We start from the raw sequence: 18,011 nt of genomic DNA, 5'->3' as shown, positions 1-18,011 counted from the left end.
TTCTGCGGGGGGCTCTCCCGATGGGCACGCGCCCCCGGGGGGGCGCCACCCTGTGGGGGGGCCGCGGGGGGCGTGGGCGGGGCGGGGCGGCCCGCGGGGCGGCGGGGGCGGCCCGCCGGGAGTCCCGGCGGCCGGGAGGGGCGGTACGGCTGGTGGGCGGCATGGTCTCTCCCCGTGGTCTGGTGCGGCATCCCGCACGTCGATATGCCTACTGGGCGGTAACTTCCACCCCGGTTTCTACTGGGCCGCCCGCCGGGCGGCAACGACCACCGGGCGGTGGCGGCGGACTCCGTGTGTTTCACCTGTCCGATGGAGAATCCGCCGGGGCTTGACGGCAGGGGCCGCTGACCTGCGCCGTCGTCCGATGTGGGCGAGCGGGGCGGAACGGGGCCGGGGGAATCCGGCGCGCGGGAGCCGCCGTATGCTGTCGGGGCACCCGGAGCGGCCTTACACGAAAGTGGTGGCGATGCGCGTCTATGTCCCCCTCACCCTGCCCGGCCTGGCGGCCGCGCACCGGGCGGGCGAGCTCGGCCCCGGCCCGCTGACCGCCTACGCGGTCACCCCCGGGCTGCGCGAGTGGTACGTCTCGGACGACGTCGAGGAGCTGGAGTACGCCGCGCTCGGCCGCGCCGCGCAGGCCTCGCTGCGGCTCCTGGCCGTCGCCCCGGACGCCCCGCGCCGCCGGGTCGTGGTCGCCCTCGACGTGCCCGACCGCGAGGCCGTGGCCGATCCGGACCGCGGTCTGGACCCGGCCGCGCTGGGCGAGGTGCGCATCGAGCGGGCCGTACCGCTGGACCGGGCCGCCGCCGTGCACGTGGACGGGGACGAGGCGGAGGCGGACGTCGCCGCGGCGGCACAGGCGCTGGGCGCGGCCGACCAGGGAGACGACGACGCCCGCTTCACGGTGGACGGTGCGGACGACCACGAGCTGCTGTGGTACGCCACCCAGGAGATCGGCGACATCGTGGAGAAGCCGGCCTGAGCCCGCTCCCGGCCGGCGCCCCGGCCCGGTCCCGGGGCCCGGGCGCACCGGCCGCGCCTGTCGCCTGTCACACCCACCCCTTACCGTCGTGGGTATGGACTCGGGCACGGGGAGAGCCCACATCGTGTGGGACTGGAACGGCACACTGCTGCACGACATCGACGCGGTCATCGCCGCGACCAACGCGGCCTTCGCCGAGATAGGGCTGCCGCCCATCACACTGGAGCGCTACCGGGAGCTGTACTGCGTACCGGTGCCGCGCTTCTACGAGCGGCTGATGGGGAGGCTGCCCACCGACGAGGAGTGGGCCGGGATGGACGAGGTCTTCCACCGGCACTACTTCGCGCGCGTCGAGCAGGTGGGGCTTGCCGACGGCGCGGCGGAACTGCTCGCCGCGCGGCGGGAGGCCGGGCTGACCCAGTCGCTGTGCTCCCTGGCCCCGCACGACCACCTGGTGCCGCTGGTGCGCAGACACGGCATCGAGGAGCACTTCGTCCGGGTCGACGGGAACCTCGGGGGCGGCAGCGGGTCGAGCACCGGCAAGGCCCGGCAGATGGCGGCGCACGTGGCGGCGCTCGACGGATTCGATCCCCGCCGCACAGTGGTGGTCGGCGACGCGGTGGACGACGCGGTGGCGGCCGCCGCCGTGGGCGCGCGGGCCGTGCTGTACACCGGCGGCTCGCACAGCAGGAGCAGCCTTCGGGCGGCCGGGGTGCCGGTGGTGGACAGTCTCGCCGAGGCGGTGGAGGTGGCCGAGCACGTGATCGGGGGGCAGTGACCCCGCCGGACAGCGCCCGGCGCCGTGCCCTCCGAGGCCTGCCGGATGCTGTCCACAACGTCCAACTCCGACCCCTGGTTTTGTACACATACTGGCCATGACGGGGTCCGGCCGGAGAGGGGTAGCCTAGCCGCGTGATCAGCGAGACACCCGCGGGAGGCAGTGCCGCCTCCGACCCCGGGCACCCGTGCGGCGCTGCCGGGGCCGGGGATGCCGCGGATCACACCGCCTCCGGGCATGACGCCCCGCTCCGGCGGACACTTGGTGTGCCGGCGTCAGACCCCCAGAACCCTCAACGCCTTGACGTCACGCAACGGCGCGCGACAGGAGCCAGACGACATGCAGACCAAGCTGGACGAAGCAAAGGCCGAGCTGCTCGAACGAGCCGCCCGGGTGGCCGATAGCGGTCCCGCCGGCAGCCAACCCGTACCGGGGCTGGACGCCGGGGCCCTCGGCCCGTACCTCCAGCGCTACTACCTGCACACCGCTCCCGAGGACCTCACCGACCGCGACCCGGTCGACGTCTACGGGGCCGCGGTCTCTCACTGCCGGCTGGCCCAGCAGCGCCCGCAGGGCACCGCGAACGTCCGCGTCCACACCCCGTCCGTCGAGGAGAACGGCTGGACGTGCACCCACAGCGTCGTGGAGGTCGTCACCGACGACATGCCCTTCCTGGTGGACTCGGTCACCAACGAGCTGACCAGGCAGGGGCGCGGCATCCACCTGGTGGTCCACCCCCAGGTCACCGTCCGCCGAGACGTCACCGGCCGGCTGCTCCAGGTCCTGGACTCGGGCGCCCGGCCCGGGAAGGAGCTGCCGGACGACGCGCTCACCGAGTCCTGGATCCACGTCGAGATCGACCGCGAGACCGACCGCGAGGACCTCGGGCGGATCACCGCCGACCTGCGGCGCGTCCTGTCGGACGTGCGCGAGGCCGTCGAGGACTGGCAGAAGATGCGGAACGCCGCGCTGCGGATCGCCGACGGCCTGCCCGACGAGCCGCTCGCCGGCGATCTGCCCGAACAGGAGGTGGAGGAGGCGCGCGAGCTGCTGCGCTGGCTCGCGGACGACCACTTCACCTTCCTGGGCTACCGCGAGTACGAGCTGACCACCGAGACCGTGGACGGGACCGAGGAGCTGCTGCTCAGCGCCGTCCCGGGCACCGGCCTGGGCATCCTGCGCTCCGACCCCCACCACGAGGACCGGGGCGGCGGGGACCCGGGCGGGGAGCCGGACGGCGCCTCCGCACCTCCCCACGCGCCCGCCCACACCCACGCCCACCCGGTCTCGCCCTCCTTCAACCGCCTCCCGGCCGGTGTCCGCGCCAAGGCCCGCGAGCACCGGCTGCTGGTGCTCACCAAGGCCAACAGCCGGGCCACCGTCCACCGCCCCTCCTACCTCGACTACATCGGGGTGAAGAAGTTCGACGAGGGGGGCAACGTGGTGGGGGAGCGCCGCTTCCTCGGACTGTTCTCGTCGGCCGCGTACACCGAGTCGGTGCGCCGGGTGCCCGTCATCCGCCGCAAGGTCGGGGAGGTGATCGGATCCACCGGCTTCGTCCCCGACAGCCACGACGGCCGCGACCTGCTCCAGATCCTGGAGACGTACCCGCGCGACGAGCTCTTCCAGATCCCGGCCGACGAGCTGCGCGAGATCGCCACCTCCGTGCTGTACCTCCAGGAGCGCCGCAAGCTCCGGCTCTACCTGCGGCAGGACGAGTACGGCCGCTACTACTCCGCGCTGGTCTACCTGCCGCGCGACCGCTACACCACCGCCGTGCGGCTGCGGATGACCGACATCCTCATGGAGGAACTGGGCGGCACCAACGTCGACTTCACCGCCTGGAACACCGAGTCCGTCCTCGCCCGGCTGCACTTCGTCGTCCGTGTCCCGCAGGGCACCGGGCTGGTGCAGCTGACCCACGCCGACGCCGAGCGCATCGAGACCCGGCTGGTGGAGGCCGCCCGCTCCTGGGCCGACGGCTTCTCCGAGGCGCTGGTCGCCGAGGTCGGCGAGGAGCGGGCGGCCCGGCTCGCCCACCGCTACGGCGGCGCCTTCCCCGAGGGCTACAAGGCCGACTTCCCGCCCCGCACCGCCGTCGCCGACCTCCAGTACATCCAGGGCCTGGAACGGGGCGAGGGTGTCAGCGACTTCGCGCTCAGCCTGTACGAGCCGGTCGGGGCCGGCCCCGGCGAGCGCCGCTTCAAGATCTACCGCACCGGCGAGCCCGTCTCGCTCTCCGCGGTGCTGCCGATCCTCCAGGCCATGGGCGTCGAGGTCGTCGACGAGCGCCCCTACGAACTGCGCTGCGCCGACCGCTCCCCGGCATGGATCTACGACTTCGGGCTCCGGCTGCCGGCGAACCACGCGCAGAACCTGGAGGGCGACGCCCGCGAGCGCTTCCAGGACGCCTTCGCCGCCGTCTGGAGCGGCGAGGCCGAGAGCGACGGCTTCAACGCGCTGGTGCTGTCGGCCGGACTGACCTGGCGGCAGGCGATGGTGCTGCGCGCCTACGCCAAGTACCTGCGGCAGGCCGGCTCGCCCTTCAGCCAGGACTACATGGAGGACACCCTCCGCCGCAACGTCCACACCACCCGGCTGCTGGTCAGCCTCTTCGAGGCCCGCCTCTCCCCGGACCGCACGGGTGCCGGCCACGAGCTGACCGACGGCCTGCTGGAGGAGCTGGACGGGGCGCTGGACCAGGTCGCCTCGCTGGACGAGGACCGCATCCTGCGCTCCTTCCTCACCCTCATCAGGGCCACCCTGCGCACGAACTACTTCCAGCCGCGCGACGAGGAGTCGGGCCGGCCGCACGCGTACGTGTCGATGAAGTTCGACCCGCAGGCAATCCCGGACCTGCCCGCGCCCCGCCCGGCGTACGAGATCTGGGTGTACTCCCCGCGGGTGGAGGGCGTGCACCTGCGCTTCGGCAAGGTCGCCCGCGGTGGCCTGCGCTGGTCCGACCGGCGCGAGGACTTCCGCACCGAGATCCTGGGTCTGGTCAAGGCGCAGGAGGTCAAGAACACGGTGATCGTGCCGGTGGGGGCCAAGGGCGGCTTCGTCGGCAAGCGGCTGCCCGATCCCTCGGCGGACCGCGACGCGTGGCTGGCCGAGGGCGTCGCCTGCTACAAGACCTTCATCTCCGGCATGCTCGACATCACCGACAACCTCGTGGGCGGCCAGGTCGTACCGCCCGAGCGCGTGGTGCGGCACGACGGTGACGACACCTACCTGGTCGTCGCCGCCGACAAGGGCACCGCCTCCTTCTCCGACACCGCCAACGAGGTCGCCACCGCCTACGGCTTCTGGCTCGGCGACGCCTTCGCCTCCGGCGGCTCGGCCGGCTACGACCACAAGGCCATGGGCATCACCGCCCGCGGCGCCTGGGAGTCGGTCAAGCGGCACTTCCGCGAGCTCGGCCACGACACCCAGACCGAGGACTTCACGGTCGTCGGCATCGGCGACATGTCCGGGGACGTGTTCGGCAACGGCATGCTGCTGAGCGAGCACATCCGGCTGGTGGCCGCCTTCGACCACCGCCACATCTTCCTCGACCCGGACCCGGACGCGGCCACCTCCTACGCCGAACGCCGCCGGCTGTTCGAGCTGCCGCGCTCCTCCTGGGCCGACTACGACACCTCGCTGCTGTCGCCCGGCGGCGGCGTCCACCCCCGCAGCGCCAAGTCCATCCCCATCGGCGCGCAGGTGCGCCAGGCCCTGGGCATCGAGGACGGCGTCACCAAGATGACCCCGGCCGAGCTGATGAGGGCCATCCTCAAGGCCCCGGTGGACCTGCTGTGGAACGGCGGTATCGGCACCTACGTCAAGGCCTCCACCGAGACCGACGCCGACGTCGGCGACAAGGCCAACGACGCGATCCGCGTCAACGGCCGGGACCTGCGGGTGCGGGTCGTCGGGGAGGGCGGCAACCTGGGCCTGACCCAGCTCGGCCGCATCGAGTTCGCGCACGAGGGCGGCCGGATCAACACCGACGCCATCGACAACAGCGCGGGCGTGGACTCCTCCGACCACGAGGTCAACATCAAGATCCTGCTCAACTCGGTCGTCTCCGACGGGGACATGACCGTCAAGCAGCGCAACAGACTCCTGGCGGAGATGACCGACGAGGTCGCCGAGCTGGTGCTGCGCAACAACTACGCGCAGAACGTGGCGCTGGCCAACGCGATGCGGCAGGCGCCCGACCTGCTCCACGCCCAGCAGCGCCTCATGCGCAGCCTGTCCCGCCAGGGACGGCTGGACCGGCAGCTGGAGTTCCTGCCGGCCGACCGGCAGATCCGCGAACGGCTGGCGCACGGCCGCGGACTGACCCAGCCCGAGATGGCGGTGCTGCTGGCTTACGCCAAGATCACCGTCACCGAGGAGCTGGCCGACACCGATCTGGCGGACGACCCGTACCTGCAGCGGCTGGCGCACGCGTACTTCCCCAGCGCACTGCGCGAACGCTTCCCCGAGCAGATCGAGCGCCACGCCCTGCGGCGCGAGATCGTCACGACCCTCCTGGTCAACGACACGGTCAACACCGGCGGTTCGACCCTGGTGCACCGGATGAAGGAGGAGTCGGGCGCCTCGGCGGAGGAGATCGTGCGGGCGCACACCGCCGCCCGGGAGATCTTCGGCCTGGCCCGGGTCTGGGACGAGGTCGAGGAACTGGACAACACCGTTGCCGCCGACGTCCAGACCCGGATGCGGCTGCACGCCAGGCGGCTGGTCGAGCGGGGCACCCGCTGGCTGCTGAACAACCGGCCGCAGCCGCTGAAGCTCGCCGAGACCATCGAGGTCTTCCGGGAGCGGGTGGAGGTGGTCTGGTCCCAGCTGCCCAAGCTGCTCAGGGGCGCCGACCTGGGCTGGCACCAGAGCGTCGAGGACGAGCTGACCGGCGCCGGGGTCCCCGGCGACCTGGCACTGCGGGTGGCGGGCTTCTCCTCCGTCTTCCCCGCGCTGGACGTGGTGGCCGTCGCCGACCGCACCGGCCGCGAACTGCTGGACGTCGCCGAGGTCTACTACGACCTGGCCGACCGGCTGGGCATCACCGAGCTCCAGGACAGGGTGAGCGAGCTGCCGCGCTCCGACCGCTGGCAGTCGATGGCCCGCGCGGCGATCCGCGAGGACCTCTACGCCGCCCACCAGCTCCTCACCGCGGACGTACTGGCCTCCGGGGACGGCAGCGCCACGCCCGAGCAGCGCTTCGCGGCGTGGGAGGAGAAGAGCGCCGCCGTCCTGGGACGGGCCAGGGCCACGCTGGAGGAGATCCGCGAGTCGGACACCTTCGACCTGGCGAACCTGTCGGTGGCGATGCGCACGATGCGCACACTGCTGCGCAGCAACCGCTGACGCGCCGCGGCGCGGGAAGCACGGTGAGGGGGGTGGCCGGCCGGCCGCCCCCCTCACCGTGTGCGGCGCCCGGCCGGCCCTACTTCACCGCGCCGGCCATCACACCCGAGACGAACTGCCGCTGGAAGGCGAAGAACACCACCAGCGGGATCACCATCGACACGAACGCGCCCGAGGCCAGCACGTCGATGTTGTTGCCGAACTGGCGCACCTGCTGCTGGAGCGCGACCGTGACCGGCGGATCGCCCGCGTCGGCGAAGATCAGCGCCACCAGCATGTCGTTCCACACCCACAGGAACTGGAAGATGCCCAGGCTCGCGATCGCCGGGCCGCCCAGCGGCAGTACGACACGGGTGAACAGCCGCACCTCGCCGGCGCCGTCCAGCCGAGCGGCCTCCAGCAGTTCACGCGGGATCTCGGCGAAGAAGTTGCGCAGCAGGAAGATCGCGAACGGCAGGCCGAACGCCGTGTGGAAGACCACCACGCCGACGGTGGTCTCGAAGATCCCCAGGGTGTTGAAGAGTTTCGCCACCGGGATCAGAGCCACCTGCACCGGCACCACCAGCAGCCCGACGACGACCAGGAACCACCAGTCCCGGCCGGGGAAGTCCAGCCAGGCGAAGGCGTATCCGGCCAGTGAACCGATCACCACGACCAGCACCGTGGAGGGCACGGTGATGACCAGGGTGGTCAGCAGGGAGCCGGTGATGGCGTCGTTCTCCAGCAGGGAGCGGTAGTTGGAGGCCGTCAGCTGGGACCAGTCGCCCAGCGCCGTCCACCAGCCGGAGGATGAGACGTCGGAAGGATCCCGGAGGGAGGACAGCAGCAGCCCGGTGGTCGGCAGCAGCCACAGCAGGGCGACCACGACCAGGACGAAGCGCACCGCCCAGTGCCCGGTGAACGCGGCGATCCGCGCGCCGAGCGGCTGCCGGGTCCGCCCGTCCGGCTCTGGCCGTACGGGCGCGGGGGCGGGCCCGGGCGCCGGCTCGGGGCCGGACGCCGCCTTGGAGAGAGTGCTCACCGTCGGTTCTCCCTCCTCAGCCGCCTGATGTTGAAGACCATCACCGGCACCACCAGCAGCAGCAACAGCACCGCGATGGCGCTGCCCACGCCCTGGTCCGCACCCGTGCCGAAGGAGGACAGGTACAGCTGGAGCGCCAGTACGTTCGCGTCGGACTGGGTGGCGCCCGGGGCGATGATGTAGACGAGGTCGAAGATCTTCAGCACGTTGATCATCAGAGTGACCAGGACCACCGCGAGGACGGGGGCCAGCACCGGCACCGTGACTCTGCGGAAGACCTGCCACTCGTTCGCGCCGTCGACCCGCGCCGCCTCGAGCAGTTCGCGCGGCACCCCCGCCAGGCCCGCCGCGATCAGCACCATCGCGAAGCCCGCCCACATCCAGACGTAGGACGCGATGATGGCCGGGGTGATCAGTGACGGTCCGAGCCAGTCGACCCCGTTGTAGGCCTCGGTGAAGTTGGAGGCGGGCAGCCGCAGACGGGCGCCGTCCGCCTCGGCGGGCAGGGCGAAGACGCCGTCCTCGCCGGTGGTGGCGGTGGCCACCACCCTGCCGTCCCGCACGGCCTCGACCACCACCCCGGCCAGGGCCTTCTCGCCCGGGTCGACGACGTTCGGCTCGCCCCCGCCGCCCTTGGCGAAGTCCACCCAGACCGTGCCGGTGACCTTGCCGTCGCCCGCCGGCCGTGCGGGCGACGCCTCGGCGGCGTCGGCCAGGTCCTGGGGAGGCACGCCCACCAGCGGCAGGTTCGCCGGATCCGCGGCGTCCACCGCGGACCTCGTGGTGTACGAGCCGCCGCCGGCCTTCTCCAGCCCTCCGTCCGGCCGCGGGCGGGCGCCGGGCCAGGCGGAGGCCTCGTCGAAGGTGTCGTGGACCGAGACCCAGACGGCGTTGGCCACCCCGCGGTCCGGGTCCTGCTCGTACACCAGGCGGAAGATGATGCCCGCGGCGAGCATCGAGATGGCCATGGGCATGAAGACGATCAGCTTGAACGCGGTGCCCCAGCGCACCCGTTCGGTCAGCACCGCGAAGATCAGCCCGAGGGCGGTGCAGACGGTCGGGGCGACGATCACCCAGACCGTGTTGTTCCTGATCGCCGTCAGGGTGTCGCCGTCGGTGAACAGCTCGATGTAGTTGCCCAGGCCGACGAATCCGGTGCCGGAGGCGTCGAAGAGGCTCCGGTGGACCGAGTAGACGATGGGATAGACCACCAGCGCGCCCAGCAGTACCAGGGCCGGCAGCAGGAAGCAGACCGCGGCCCAGGGCCGGGTGCGGACGATGGAGGAGCGGCGGGTCACGGGGGCGGGCGGGCCCGGCGGGCCGGGGGCCGCCGGGCCGCCCGCTGTGGCGGTCGACATGGCAGTCGTGCCTCCGTCCCGGCCCGTCAGTCGCCGTACGCCTTGGCCGCGGCGGCCTCCAGCTCCCGCTGGGCGCCGGCCACGTCCCCGGGGTCGGCCAGGAAGTCCTGGAGCGCCTTCCACTCGCCCTCGCCCTTGGTGCCGCCGAAGGCGGCCGGGGCCTGGTCGGACATGTCGAAGCGGAAGTCGTCGCCCGCGGCGATCAGCGCCTCGGCGATGTCGCGCTGCACGTCGTCGGGGTAGACGGCGAGGTCCAGTTCCTTGTTGGGCGAGATGAAGCCGCCCTGCTCCGCCCAGATCGCGGCGGCGTCGGTGGAGGCCAGGAAGGTGAGCAGGGCGTGGGCGCCCTCGCTGTCCTTCAGCGCCACCGCCGCGTCGCCCGCGCTGACCACGGGGGAGTCCTCACCGACGGCGGGGAAGGGGAAGACCTTGGCGTCCCGGCCGATCTCCGCCTCGGTGTCGCCGATGTTGACGGCGACGAAGTCGCCCTCGTAGACCATCGCGGCCTGGGGCTCCTGGACGTCGGCGAAGACCTGGGTGACGGACTTGGGGAACTCCGTGCGCAGCGCGCCCTGGTTGCCGCCCGCCAGCAGCTCCTTCCTGCCGAACAGCTCGCCGAGGGTGGTCAGCGCCTCCTTGACGGAGGGATCGGTCCACTTGATCTCGTGCCTGGCGAGCTGGTCGTACTTCTCGGGCCCGGCCTGGGAGAGGTAGACGTTCTCGAACCAGTCGGTGAGCGTCCAGCCGTCCGCGCCGCCGACCGAGACCGGTGGCACACCGGAGTCGGAGAGGGTCTGGGCCGTCTCGAGGAACTCGTCCCAGGTCTTCGGCTCGCTCACGCCCGCGTTCTCGAAGGCGGTGGTGTTGTACCAGACCAGGGACTTGTTGGCGGCCTTGAAGTAGACGCCGTACTGCTCGCCGTCGTGGGCCCCCAGATCCCGCCAGCCCTGGGAGAAGTTCTTCTCCAGCTGCTCGCGCGTCCCGTCCTTGAGCGGTTTGATCCAGCCCTTCTCGGCGAACTGGTGGAGCACGCCGACCTGCGGCAGCATCGCCACGTCCGGCGGCGCGCCGCCCTCGATCTTGGAGCCGACGAAGGTCGCCACGTTGTCACCGGTCGGCACGGAACCGACCTCGGCGCCCGTGCGCTTCTCGAACTCGTCGAGGACCCTGCGGAAGTTCTTCTGCTCCGGGCCGGTCCACACGGCCGCCACCTGGAGCTTCTGCCCCTTCAGGTCCGGTAGCTCGACGGTGGCCTCCCGTCCGTCGCCCGCCCCGTTCCCGGAGCCACCGGACTTGTCGCCCCCGCCGTCACCTCCGCCGCAGGCGGCCGTCAGCGACAGTGCCAGCGCCGCGGCCAGCGCGATACCCGCTCTGCGGGCCCGCGATCGAGTTGTACGGACAGAAGTGCGCATAGCTCACCGTCCCCACTGTGGGCACAGCCGGTCGTCGGACGGCCGCGCCGTACGTCCCGTTCGGTCAGTCCTACGCCTGAACACATTGCCCGGCAACAGGGCTTCACATGTCAACTCGCCGTTCGTGACGGGCTCGTGACCTTGTGTCCGCGACTCCTCGTTCGGAAAGGGCTGTTGATGTCACATCCGATGTCACATCAGCGGGGCGGGGGCGGGGGCGCCGGCCTCGCGGGCCGCGCGCTCGACCGCGCTGGCGAGCAGCGCCAGATCGGTCGGGCCGTTGCCCAGCTCGCGTACGGGCCGGCGGGTGGGGGGATCCCCGGCGCGCGCCCAGTCCAACGGGACCACCGTCGGCCGCAGAGTCGCCGTGCGGGGTATGCGGCCCGACACCCGGCCCGCCTGGAAGGCGGTCACCGAGCCGTCCGGCCGGTGCAGCGTCCCCCGCCCCGGCAGCGGCCCCTCCGCGGAGCCGCCCGGATCCTCCGGGCCGCCCGGAACGCCGGAGCCCAGAAAGGCCCGCAGGGCCGCTCCCTGCCCGGTGGCCGTCCGTCCGGTGTGCTCCGGCCGCCCGGTGGCGGCCACCAGATGCACCCCCAGCCGCGCTCCGTCCCGCGCCACGGCCTCCAGCGCCCTGACCACCGAACCGGCCGCCGGACGGCCGGGGTTGCCCAGGGCGGGGGCGACCAGCGTGTCGAAATCGTCGACGAGGACCACCAGCCTGGGCAGCGCTCCCGGCCCCGGCTCCGGTCGCGCGGCGCCGGCGGCCTCGGCGGGACCGGTCTCCCCCGGGGCCCGCAGCTTGAGGGCGCCGGACTCGGGGCCCGTGCCGGAAACCGTGCCCGGGACCGTGCTCGCCAGGGGAGCACCCGGGGCCCGGCGCTGGGCGACCACCCGGGCGGCGGGGCCGCCTGCGGCTCCACCGGCGGCATGGTGCCGCGCCTGCGACACCTCCGCCGCGTACGCCTCGTACGTGCGGTCGCCGAGCAGTTCCGCGCGGCGCTTCAGCTCGCCGCCCAGTGCCTGGGCGAACTCCCGCATCCGCACCGGGTCCCCCGCGGCCAGGTACGTCGTGGCGTGCGGCAGGTCCCCGCAGACCCGCAGCCCGTCCCCGTCCCCGTCCACCAGGACCAGGGCCAGCCGGTCCGGCCGCTCCCCGGCCGCCAGCGAGGCGGCCGCCGAGCGCAGCAGCTCGGTCTTGCCGGAACCGGCCGGACCGGAGACCAGGAAGGGGCCGTGGCCGGCGGCGAGATCGGCGGTGACCGGGCCGTGCCGGCCCGCGCCCAGCACGGCCTCGGCCCGCGGGCCGGCGGGTGCGCCGGGTCCGGCGGGATCGTCGGCCCAGCGGGCCAGCAGCGCGGCGGGAGTGGCCCGGGCCAGGCCCAGCTCCTCCAGCAGCCGGGAACTCGGCGGCAGCGGCACGGGACGGTCCGGGGACGGGCCCCTGGCCGCGTCCGCCTCGCGCAGCGGCGCCAGTGCCCGGGCGAAGCGCTCGGCCCAGGCCGAGGACACCCCGTCCACGGTCGCGACCGGGGCGTTCGCCGGATCCGTGCCGCGCGCCACCACCCGTATCGCCGTGGCGACGGCGCCGCTGAGAAGGCCGACGGCACCGCAGAAGCGGAAGGCGGGGGAGGCGGTGGCCGCCGCCTCCAGGGTCACGGCGAGCGGGGAGGTGGGGGTCGCGGCCGAGGTCTCGGCCAGGCACAGCAGATGGACGCCCGCGGCCGGTCCGTGCGCCGCCAGCCGGGCCACGGCGTCGCGCAGCTCGGCCGGGCCCGGGTCGCCGTCGACCACGGCGACCGTCAGCGGGCCGCGGCGCGCGCCCGCACCCGCGCCCGGCTCCGGTCCGTCCAGTCGCCTCAGCAGCTCCTCGGTGCGGGCGGCGGCCTGCTCGCGGTCGTACGCCAGCAGCAGGCGGCAGTCCTGGCCGTGGGCCGGGCGCAGGTGCGGCAGCCAGCCCAGCCAGGACCAGTCGCCGCCCTCCGCCGCGTCGTGCGCGCCGCCGCGGGGCGCTCGGCCCGGAGCGATCAGCACGATCTCCAGGGTGCCCGGCCCGTGCAGCGCGGTGAGCTGGGCGAGGACCGAACGCACCAGCGGCAGCAGCCGGGCCCGGGGGCCGGCCAGCCCCAGCGAACCCGTGCGCCGCAGATCCACCGTCACCGGCTCGACGGCCCCGGCCGCGCCGCGGACCGAGCCGAGCCGGACGGTCAGCGCGTCGGGGTGGCCGGTGCCGCGCTCCCACAGCCGGGGGCCGGGGCCCAGCGCGGTGAGCAGGATCTCCGACGGATCGGGCCGGCGCTCCTCGCCCGGCGCGGCCGCCGCTGTGGGCACGGCGGGCGGGGTGGGCCGCGCACGCCCCGCCCCGTCGGCGTCCGCGCCGCCGTCCTCCGGCCGTCCTCCGGTGAGCCGCCGGGCCCAGGCGCCCAGACCGCCGCGCCGGGGCCGCCCGGCGGCGGGGCCGCCGCCCGGGGGCGCGATCCCGGCTCCGTGGGTGCCGCCGCCGGAGGGGAAGGGGTGGTCGGCGCGGCCGTGTTCGATCTCCTCGGCGTCCCCCGGGCCGCCGGGGACGTAGGGGGTGGCCGCCGCGCCGGGGCCGCCCGGTCCGCCGTCGCCGGGCCCGTAGGGCGGGAGCGTCGCGCGGCCCAGCCCGCTGACCGTCTCGGCGGTGGGAGCGGCGGGGCCCGCGGGCGCGCCGGGCGGGGCGGGAGCGGCCGAGGGCGCCCGGCCCTGCTCCGGCAGCAGCCCGGCCGTGCCGGGACCGCCCGCGCGGACCCGCAGATGCCCCTCCCCGTCCGGAAGCGCGGGCACGCCCGGCAGCTCCTCCGCCCCGGCCCGCAGCCGTATGGCGGACTCGCCCAGCCGCAGCGTCGCGCCCGGCGGCAGCGGCACGGGGCGGTCGTGGACCGCGGCGCCGTCGACCGTCGTGCCGTTGGTGGAGGCCAGGTCGGTGACCGTCACCACCCCCGACTCCGCCACGGTGACGGTGCAGTGCAGCCGGGAGACGTCCGGATCGTCCAGCGGCACGTCCGCCTCGGCGGAGCGGCCCACTCGCACCTGCCCGCCGCGCAGCAGATGGACCCCGCCCGCGTCCGGCCCGGCGACGACGTGCAGCCGGGCGCGCGTACCGGCGGGGGCCAGGCCGTGGCCCCAGGGCGCGGTCGGCCCGTACAGGGAGACCACCGCGCCGTCCACCAGCGGTGGCACACCCAGCATCTGGCGCCCGGCGTCCAGCCGCTGCGCGCCGGCGAACACCGCCACCGCCTCCCCGGAGCCGGCGGCGGGCGCGGCGCCGGCGGAGGCGGCCGCCGCGGCGAGCGCACCGGTCACCGCCGAGAGGGTGGTGCCGGCGGGGGCGGTCACCAGCACGTCGCAACCGCCGGTGCTCTGCTCCGCGTGACCGCCGCGCGGTCCGAGGACGGTCAGCCGGATCTGCATCGACATCGGCCCCTTCAGTCCCGTGATGCTGGATGCATCCTCGCACCGACCACTGTCACAGCGCCCACGATCCTCCGTCGAATGATCTTGATTGGTCTGCTGTGCACGCAAATGTGGCCGGTAATTGCCCGTCCCCCCGTGCGTTTCGCTCCGATGCGAAACCCCGGGCGGCCGCTCACCGGCAACCGTCCGCCCGCGCGGCGCGTCCGACAGGAAGCAGGGGACGGAGCACGGACGGCGGGGAGGAGGAGGCGCGGGGCGGTGCGCGGAGAACAGGGCGGGGAACGGGCCGGACGGACGGAAGGCCGACCGGGCGGAACGGCCCGGACAGGCGCCCGCGCACACCCGTGCCCCGTCGTACACGGCACTACAGTGAGCCGCCGGAGCGCCGTACAGTGGCGGCTTGGGCAGTTCGGACGAACCAGGGAGCGCATGACGTGCGGCCGGTAGGCAGCAAGTACCTGCTCGAGGAGCCGCTCGGGCGCGGCGCCACGGGCACCGTCTGGCGCGCGCGCCAGAAGGAGACGGCGGGCGCCGAGGCGGCCGTGGCCGGGCATCCCGGCGAGACCGTGGCCATCAAGGTCCTCAAGGAGGAGCTGGCGAGCGACCCGGACGTGGTGATGCGCTTCCTGCGCGAGCGCTCCGTCCTGCTCCGCCTGACCCATCCCAACATCGTCCGCACCCGCGACCTGGTGGTCGAGGGCGAACTCCTCGCCCTCGTCATGGACCTGATCGACGGCCCCGACCTGGACCGCTACCTGCGGCAGAACGGCCCCTTCTCGCCGGTCGCCGCCGCGCTGCTGACCGCCCAGATCGCCGACGCGCTGGCCGCCAGCCACGCCGACGAGGTCGTCCACCGCGACCTCAAGCCCGCCAACGTGCTGCTCGCCGGCTCCGAGGACGACCCGGCGGGCCTGCGCCCGATGCTCACCGACTTCGGCATCGCGCGCCTGGCCGACTCCCCGGGTCTGACCCGCACCCACGAGTTCGTCGGCACCCCCGCCTACGTCGCGCCCGAGTCCGCCGAGGGCCGGCCGCAGACCTCCGCCGTGGACGTCTACGGCGCGGGCATCCTGCTGTACGAGCTGGTCACCGGCCGTCCCCCCTTCGGCGGCGGCACCGCGCTGGAACTCCTCCAGCGCCATCTGACCGAGGAGCCGCAGCGCCCCGGCAACGTGCCCCTGCCGCTGTGGACGGTCATCGAGCGCTGCCTGCGCAAGAACCCCGGGGAGCGGCCCGGCGCCGAGAACCTGGCCCGCGCGCTGCGGACGGTCGCCGAGGGGATCGGGGTGCACGCCACGCCCGCGCAGGCCGAGGCCGCGATGGGCGTCGCCGCGCTGCTGGACCCCGACCCCTCGCCCGCCCCGGTGCCGGGGCAGACCCCGGCCGGCGCCTCGGACGCCACCCAGGTGCTGCCGACCACGGGCCGGCCCGGCGACGGCGCCCCCGCGTACGACCCCGACGCCGCCACCAGCTTCCTGCCGCACGCCGGCGCCGCCGGCCCGTCAGGCCCCGGCGCGGGCGGTTCCGACGAGGGCGCCACCCAGGTCATGCCGCCCATGCCCCCGGGTGCGCCCGCCGGCGGGGACGGTCCGGGCCCCGAGGATCCGCATCCCTGGCAGACCCAGCTGCGCGCCGCCCGGGACCGCAACGAGCAGACCCAGATCCAGCCGCTCGACCCGGAGCACGATCCGCTGCGCCGCCGCCCCCGGCGCCGCGTCGCCCCGCAGCAGTACCAGCAGTCCGAGTACCAGCAGCCCCCGCACCAGCAGCAGCCCCAGCCGCAGCGGCGCGAGCGGCCGCAGCAGCCGTACGCCCCCGCGCCGCAGCACCGGCCGGAGCCGCAGCCGCAGCGGTACGAGCCCCCGCGCCCGCCCGCGCCCCGGCGCGAGCCCCGCCCGCCGCGGCAGCGCACCTCCAGCCCCATGCGCATCCCGGGGCTCGGCTGCCTCAAGGGCTGCCTGTTCATGGTGCTGATCTTCGCGTTGATCTGCGTGCTGGTCTGGAACTTCACCCCGCTGCCCGAGTGGTGGGACCAGGGCCGGCAGTTCTGGGAGGACACCAAGGACTGGGTGGGCGAGGCCTGGACGTGGATGACGGAGTTCGGCAACGCGGCCGAGGAGCTGCCCACCGAACTCCCCTCCGACGTTCCCACGGAACTGCCCGTGAACAACTGACGGACGGCCGGAGGCGGCGACCCGGTCACTTTGTCGACTTTCGGGGCGGATTTCCGCCCCGGAGGTGGTGGTTGCCGCCATCCGGGGGGCGCGGCGGCCCCGCGGAAGCGTAGCTTTGTCGCCATGTCACGGAAGATCGGCAGTCGGTACACCGCCCATCGGATCCTGGGCCGGGGCAGCGCCGGCACGGTGTGGCTGGGTGTGGGGCCGAAGGGCAGCCCCGTCGCCGTCAAGCTGCTGCGCGAGGACCTGGCCTCGGACCAGGAGCTGGTGGGCCGCTTCGTGCAGGAGCGCACCGCGCTGCTCGCCCTCGACCACCCGCGCGTGGTCAAGGTGCGCGATCTGGTGGTCGACGGCAACGACCTCGCCCTCGTCATGGACCTCGTGCGCGGCACCGACCTGCGCACCCGGCTGGAGCGCGAGCGCCGCCTGGCCCCGGAGGTGGCCGTGGCCGTGGCCGCCGACGTCGCCGACGCGCTGGCCGCCGCCCACGCGGCCGGGATCGTCCACCGCGACGTCAAGCCCGAGAACATCCTGCTCGACGTCCACGGCCCGGCCGGGCCCGGCGGCGCCCCGCCCGCGCTGCTCACCGACTTCGGCATCGCCAAGCTGATCGACGCGCCCAGCCGGGGCGGCGGCAGCAAGGTCGTCGGCACCCCCGACTACGTCGCCCCCGAGATCGTCGAGGGCCTGCCGCCGCGCGCCTCCGTCGACGTCTACGCCCTGGCCACGGTGCTGTACGAGCTGCTGGCCGGTTTCACGCCCTTCGGCGGAGGCCACCCCGGGGCCGTGCTGCGCCGCCACGTCACCGAGCGCGTCGCCCCGCTGCCCGGCATCCCCGACGAGCTGTGGCAGCTGATCAACCAGTGCCTGGCCAAGGCCCCGGCCTCCCGGCTGCGCGCCTCCGAGACGGCCGCGCGGCTGCGGGAGATCCTGCCGGCCCTGGCGGGACTGCCGCCGCTCGACATCGACGAGCCCGAGCCGGAGACCGGCGCCCACGGCGGCGGGCGGCAGGGCGCCTACGGGCACCACGACGGCCCCGCGTACGACGACGGGGGGTACGGGGCCGGTGCGGACACCGACCCGTACGGCGCGCCCGCCCGCGGAGCCGTACCGCTCGTCCACGGCGGTCCCGCTCCCGACTCCACCCGCGACACCCACACCAGCATGCGCGTCCCCGGCGCGGACGAGCTGGCGGGGGGCGCCCACGGCACCGCCCGCGCCCCCCGTGCCCCGGGCAGCCCGCGAGCCGGCTCGGCCCGCCACCGGGCGGCCGAGCGCCGCCGCAGGGTCAGGCAGGGCGTCACGGCCACGGCCGTCGCCGCCGTGCTCGGCATCGGCGGCTGGCTGGTCCTGTCCGGGGGCGGCGAGGAGGGCGGCGGCCCCGCGGTCCCCTCGCACGGTGAGGAGGACCGCCCGCGGGAGCCCTGAGGAGCGGCCAGCGGGGAGCGGCCCCCCGGCAAGCCCGGGGCGGGCGGGCCCGGCGCCGGGCGGCCGCC

9 protein-coding genes are annotated in these 18,011 nt (G+C 74.5%); 5 read left to right on the top strand and 4 right to left on the bottom strand.

Annotated elements, in window-relative coordinates; translation table 11 throughout:
• Nucleotides 1–466: 466 nt before the first annotated feature.
• The 3 genes from ACW69E_RS01875 (at nt 467) to ACW69E_RS01865 (ending at nt 7,112) form a co-directional block, all read left to right on the top strand.
• A complete protein-coding gene (locus ACW69E_RS01875; RefSeq protein WP_457496387.1) occupies nt 467–982 on the top strand; it encodes a DUF6912 family protein in 516 nt (171 codons plus the stop codon).
• Between the two features lie 94 nt (nt 983–1,076).
• Nucleotides 1,077–1,760 carry an HAD family hydrolase gene (locus ACW69E_RS01870; RefSeq protein ID WP_457496386.1) on the top strand — a complete coding sequence of 228 codons (684 nt, stop codon included), beginning with the start codon at nt 1,077–1,079 and terminating at the stop codon, nt 1,758–1,760.
• 339 nt (nt 1,761–2,099) lie between these two features.
• The gene (locus ACW69E_RS01865; RefSeq protein ID WP_457496385.1) at nt 2,100–7,112 is read left to right on the top strand and encodes an NAD-glutamate dehydrogenase; all 5,013 of its coding nucleotides are present in this window, start codon (nt 2,100–2,102) and stop codon (nt 7,110–7,112) included.
• Between the two features lie 79 nt (nt 7,113–7,191).
• Here the strand turns inward: ACW69E_RS01865 and ACW69E_RS01860 are convergent, their stop codons facing one another.
• The 4 genes from ACW69E_RS01860 to ACW69E_RS01845 form a co-directional block, all read right to left on the bottom strand.
• Complete coding sequence (locus tag ACW69E_RS01860) at nt 7,192–8,133, bottom strand: carbohydrate ABC transporter permease (RefSeq protein ID WP_457496384.1); 942 nt, start codon at nt 8,131–8,133, stop codon at nt 7,192–7,194.
• The gene (locus tag ACW69E_RS01855) at nt 8,130–9,491 is read right to left on the bottom strand and encodes a carbohydrate ABC transporter permease (RefSeq protein ID WP_457496383.1); all 1,362 of its coding nucleotides are present in this window, start codon (nt 9,489–9,491) and stop codon (nt 8,130–8,132) included. The genes ACW69E_RS01860 and ACW69E_RS01855 overlap by 4 nt, the downstream gene beginning before the upstream one ends.
• Before the next feature lie 26 nt (nt 9,492–9,517).
• Nucleotides 9,518–10,903 (bottom strand): ABC transporter substrate-binding protein, encoded by a 1,386-nt coding sequence (locus ACW69E_RS01850; protein WP_457496382.1) that lies wholly within the window; start codon nt 10,901–10,903, stop codon nt 9,518–9,520.
• 192 nt (nt 10,904–11,095) lie between these two features.
• The gene (locus ACW69E_RS01845) at nt 11,096–14,335 is read right to left on the bottom strand and encodes an FHA domain-containing protein (RefSeq protein WP_457496405.1); all 3,240 of its coding nucleotides are present in this window, start codon (nt 14,333–14,335) and stop codon (nt 11,096–11,098) included.
• Between the two features lie 437 nt (nt 14,336–14,772).
• Here ACW69E_RS01845 and ACW69E_RS01840 point away from each other — a divergent pair, with 437 nt between their 5' ends.
• Complete coding sequence (locus ACW69E_RS01840; RefSeq protein WP_457496381.1) at nt 14,773–16,512, top strand: serine/threonine-protein kinase; 1,740 nt, start codon at nt 14,773–14,775, stop codon at nt 16,510–16,512.
• Between the two features lie 123 nt (nt 16,513–16,635).
• Complete coding sequence (locus tag ACW69E_RS01835; protein ID WP_457496380.1) at nt 16,636–17,943, top strand: serine/threonine-protein kinase; 1,308 nt, start codon at nt 16,636–16,638, stop codon at nt 17,941–17,943.
• Nucleotides 17,944–18,011: the final 68 nt, after the last annotated feature.

Source organism: Streptomyces sp. SS8 (assembly GCF_054072955.1).
The sequence above is the reverse complement of the archived record's forward strand: the minus strand, read 5'-3'. Positions and strand labels throughout refer to the sequence as shown.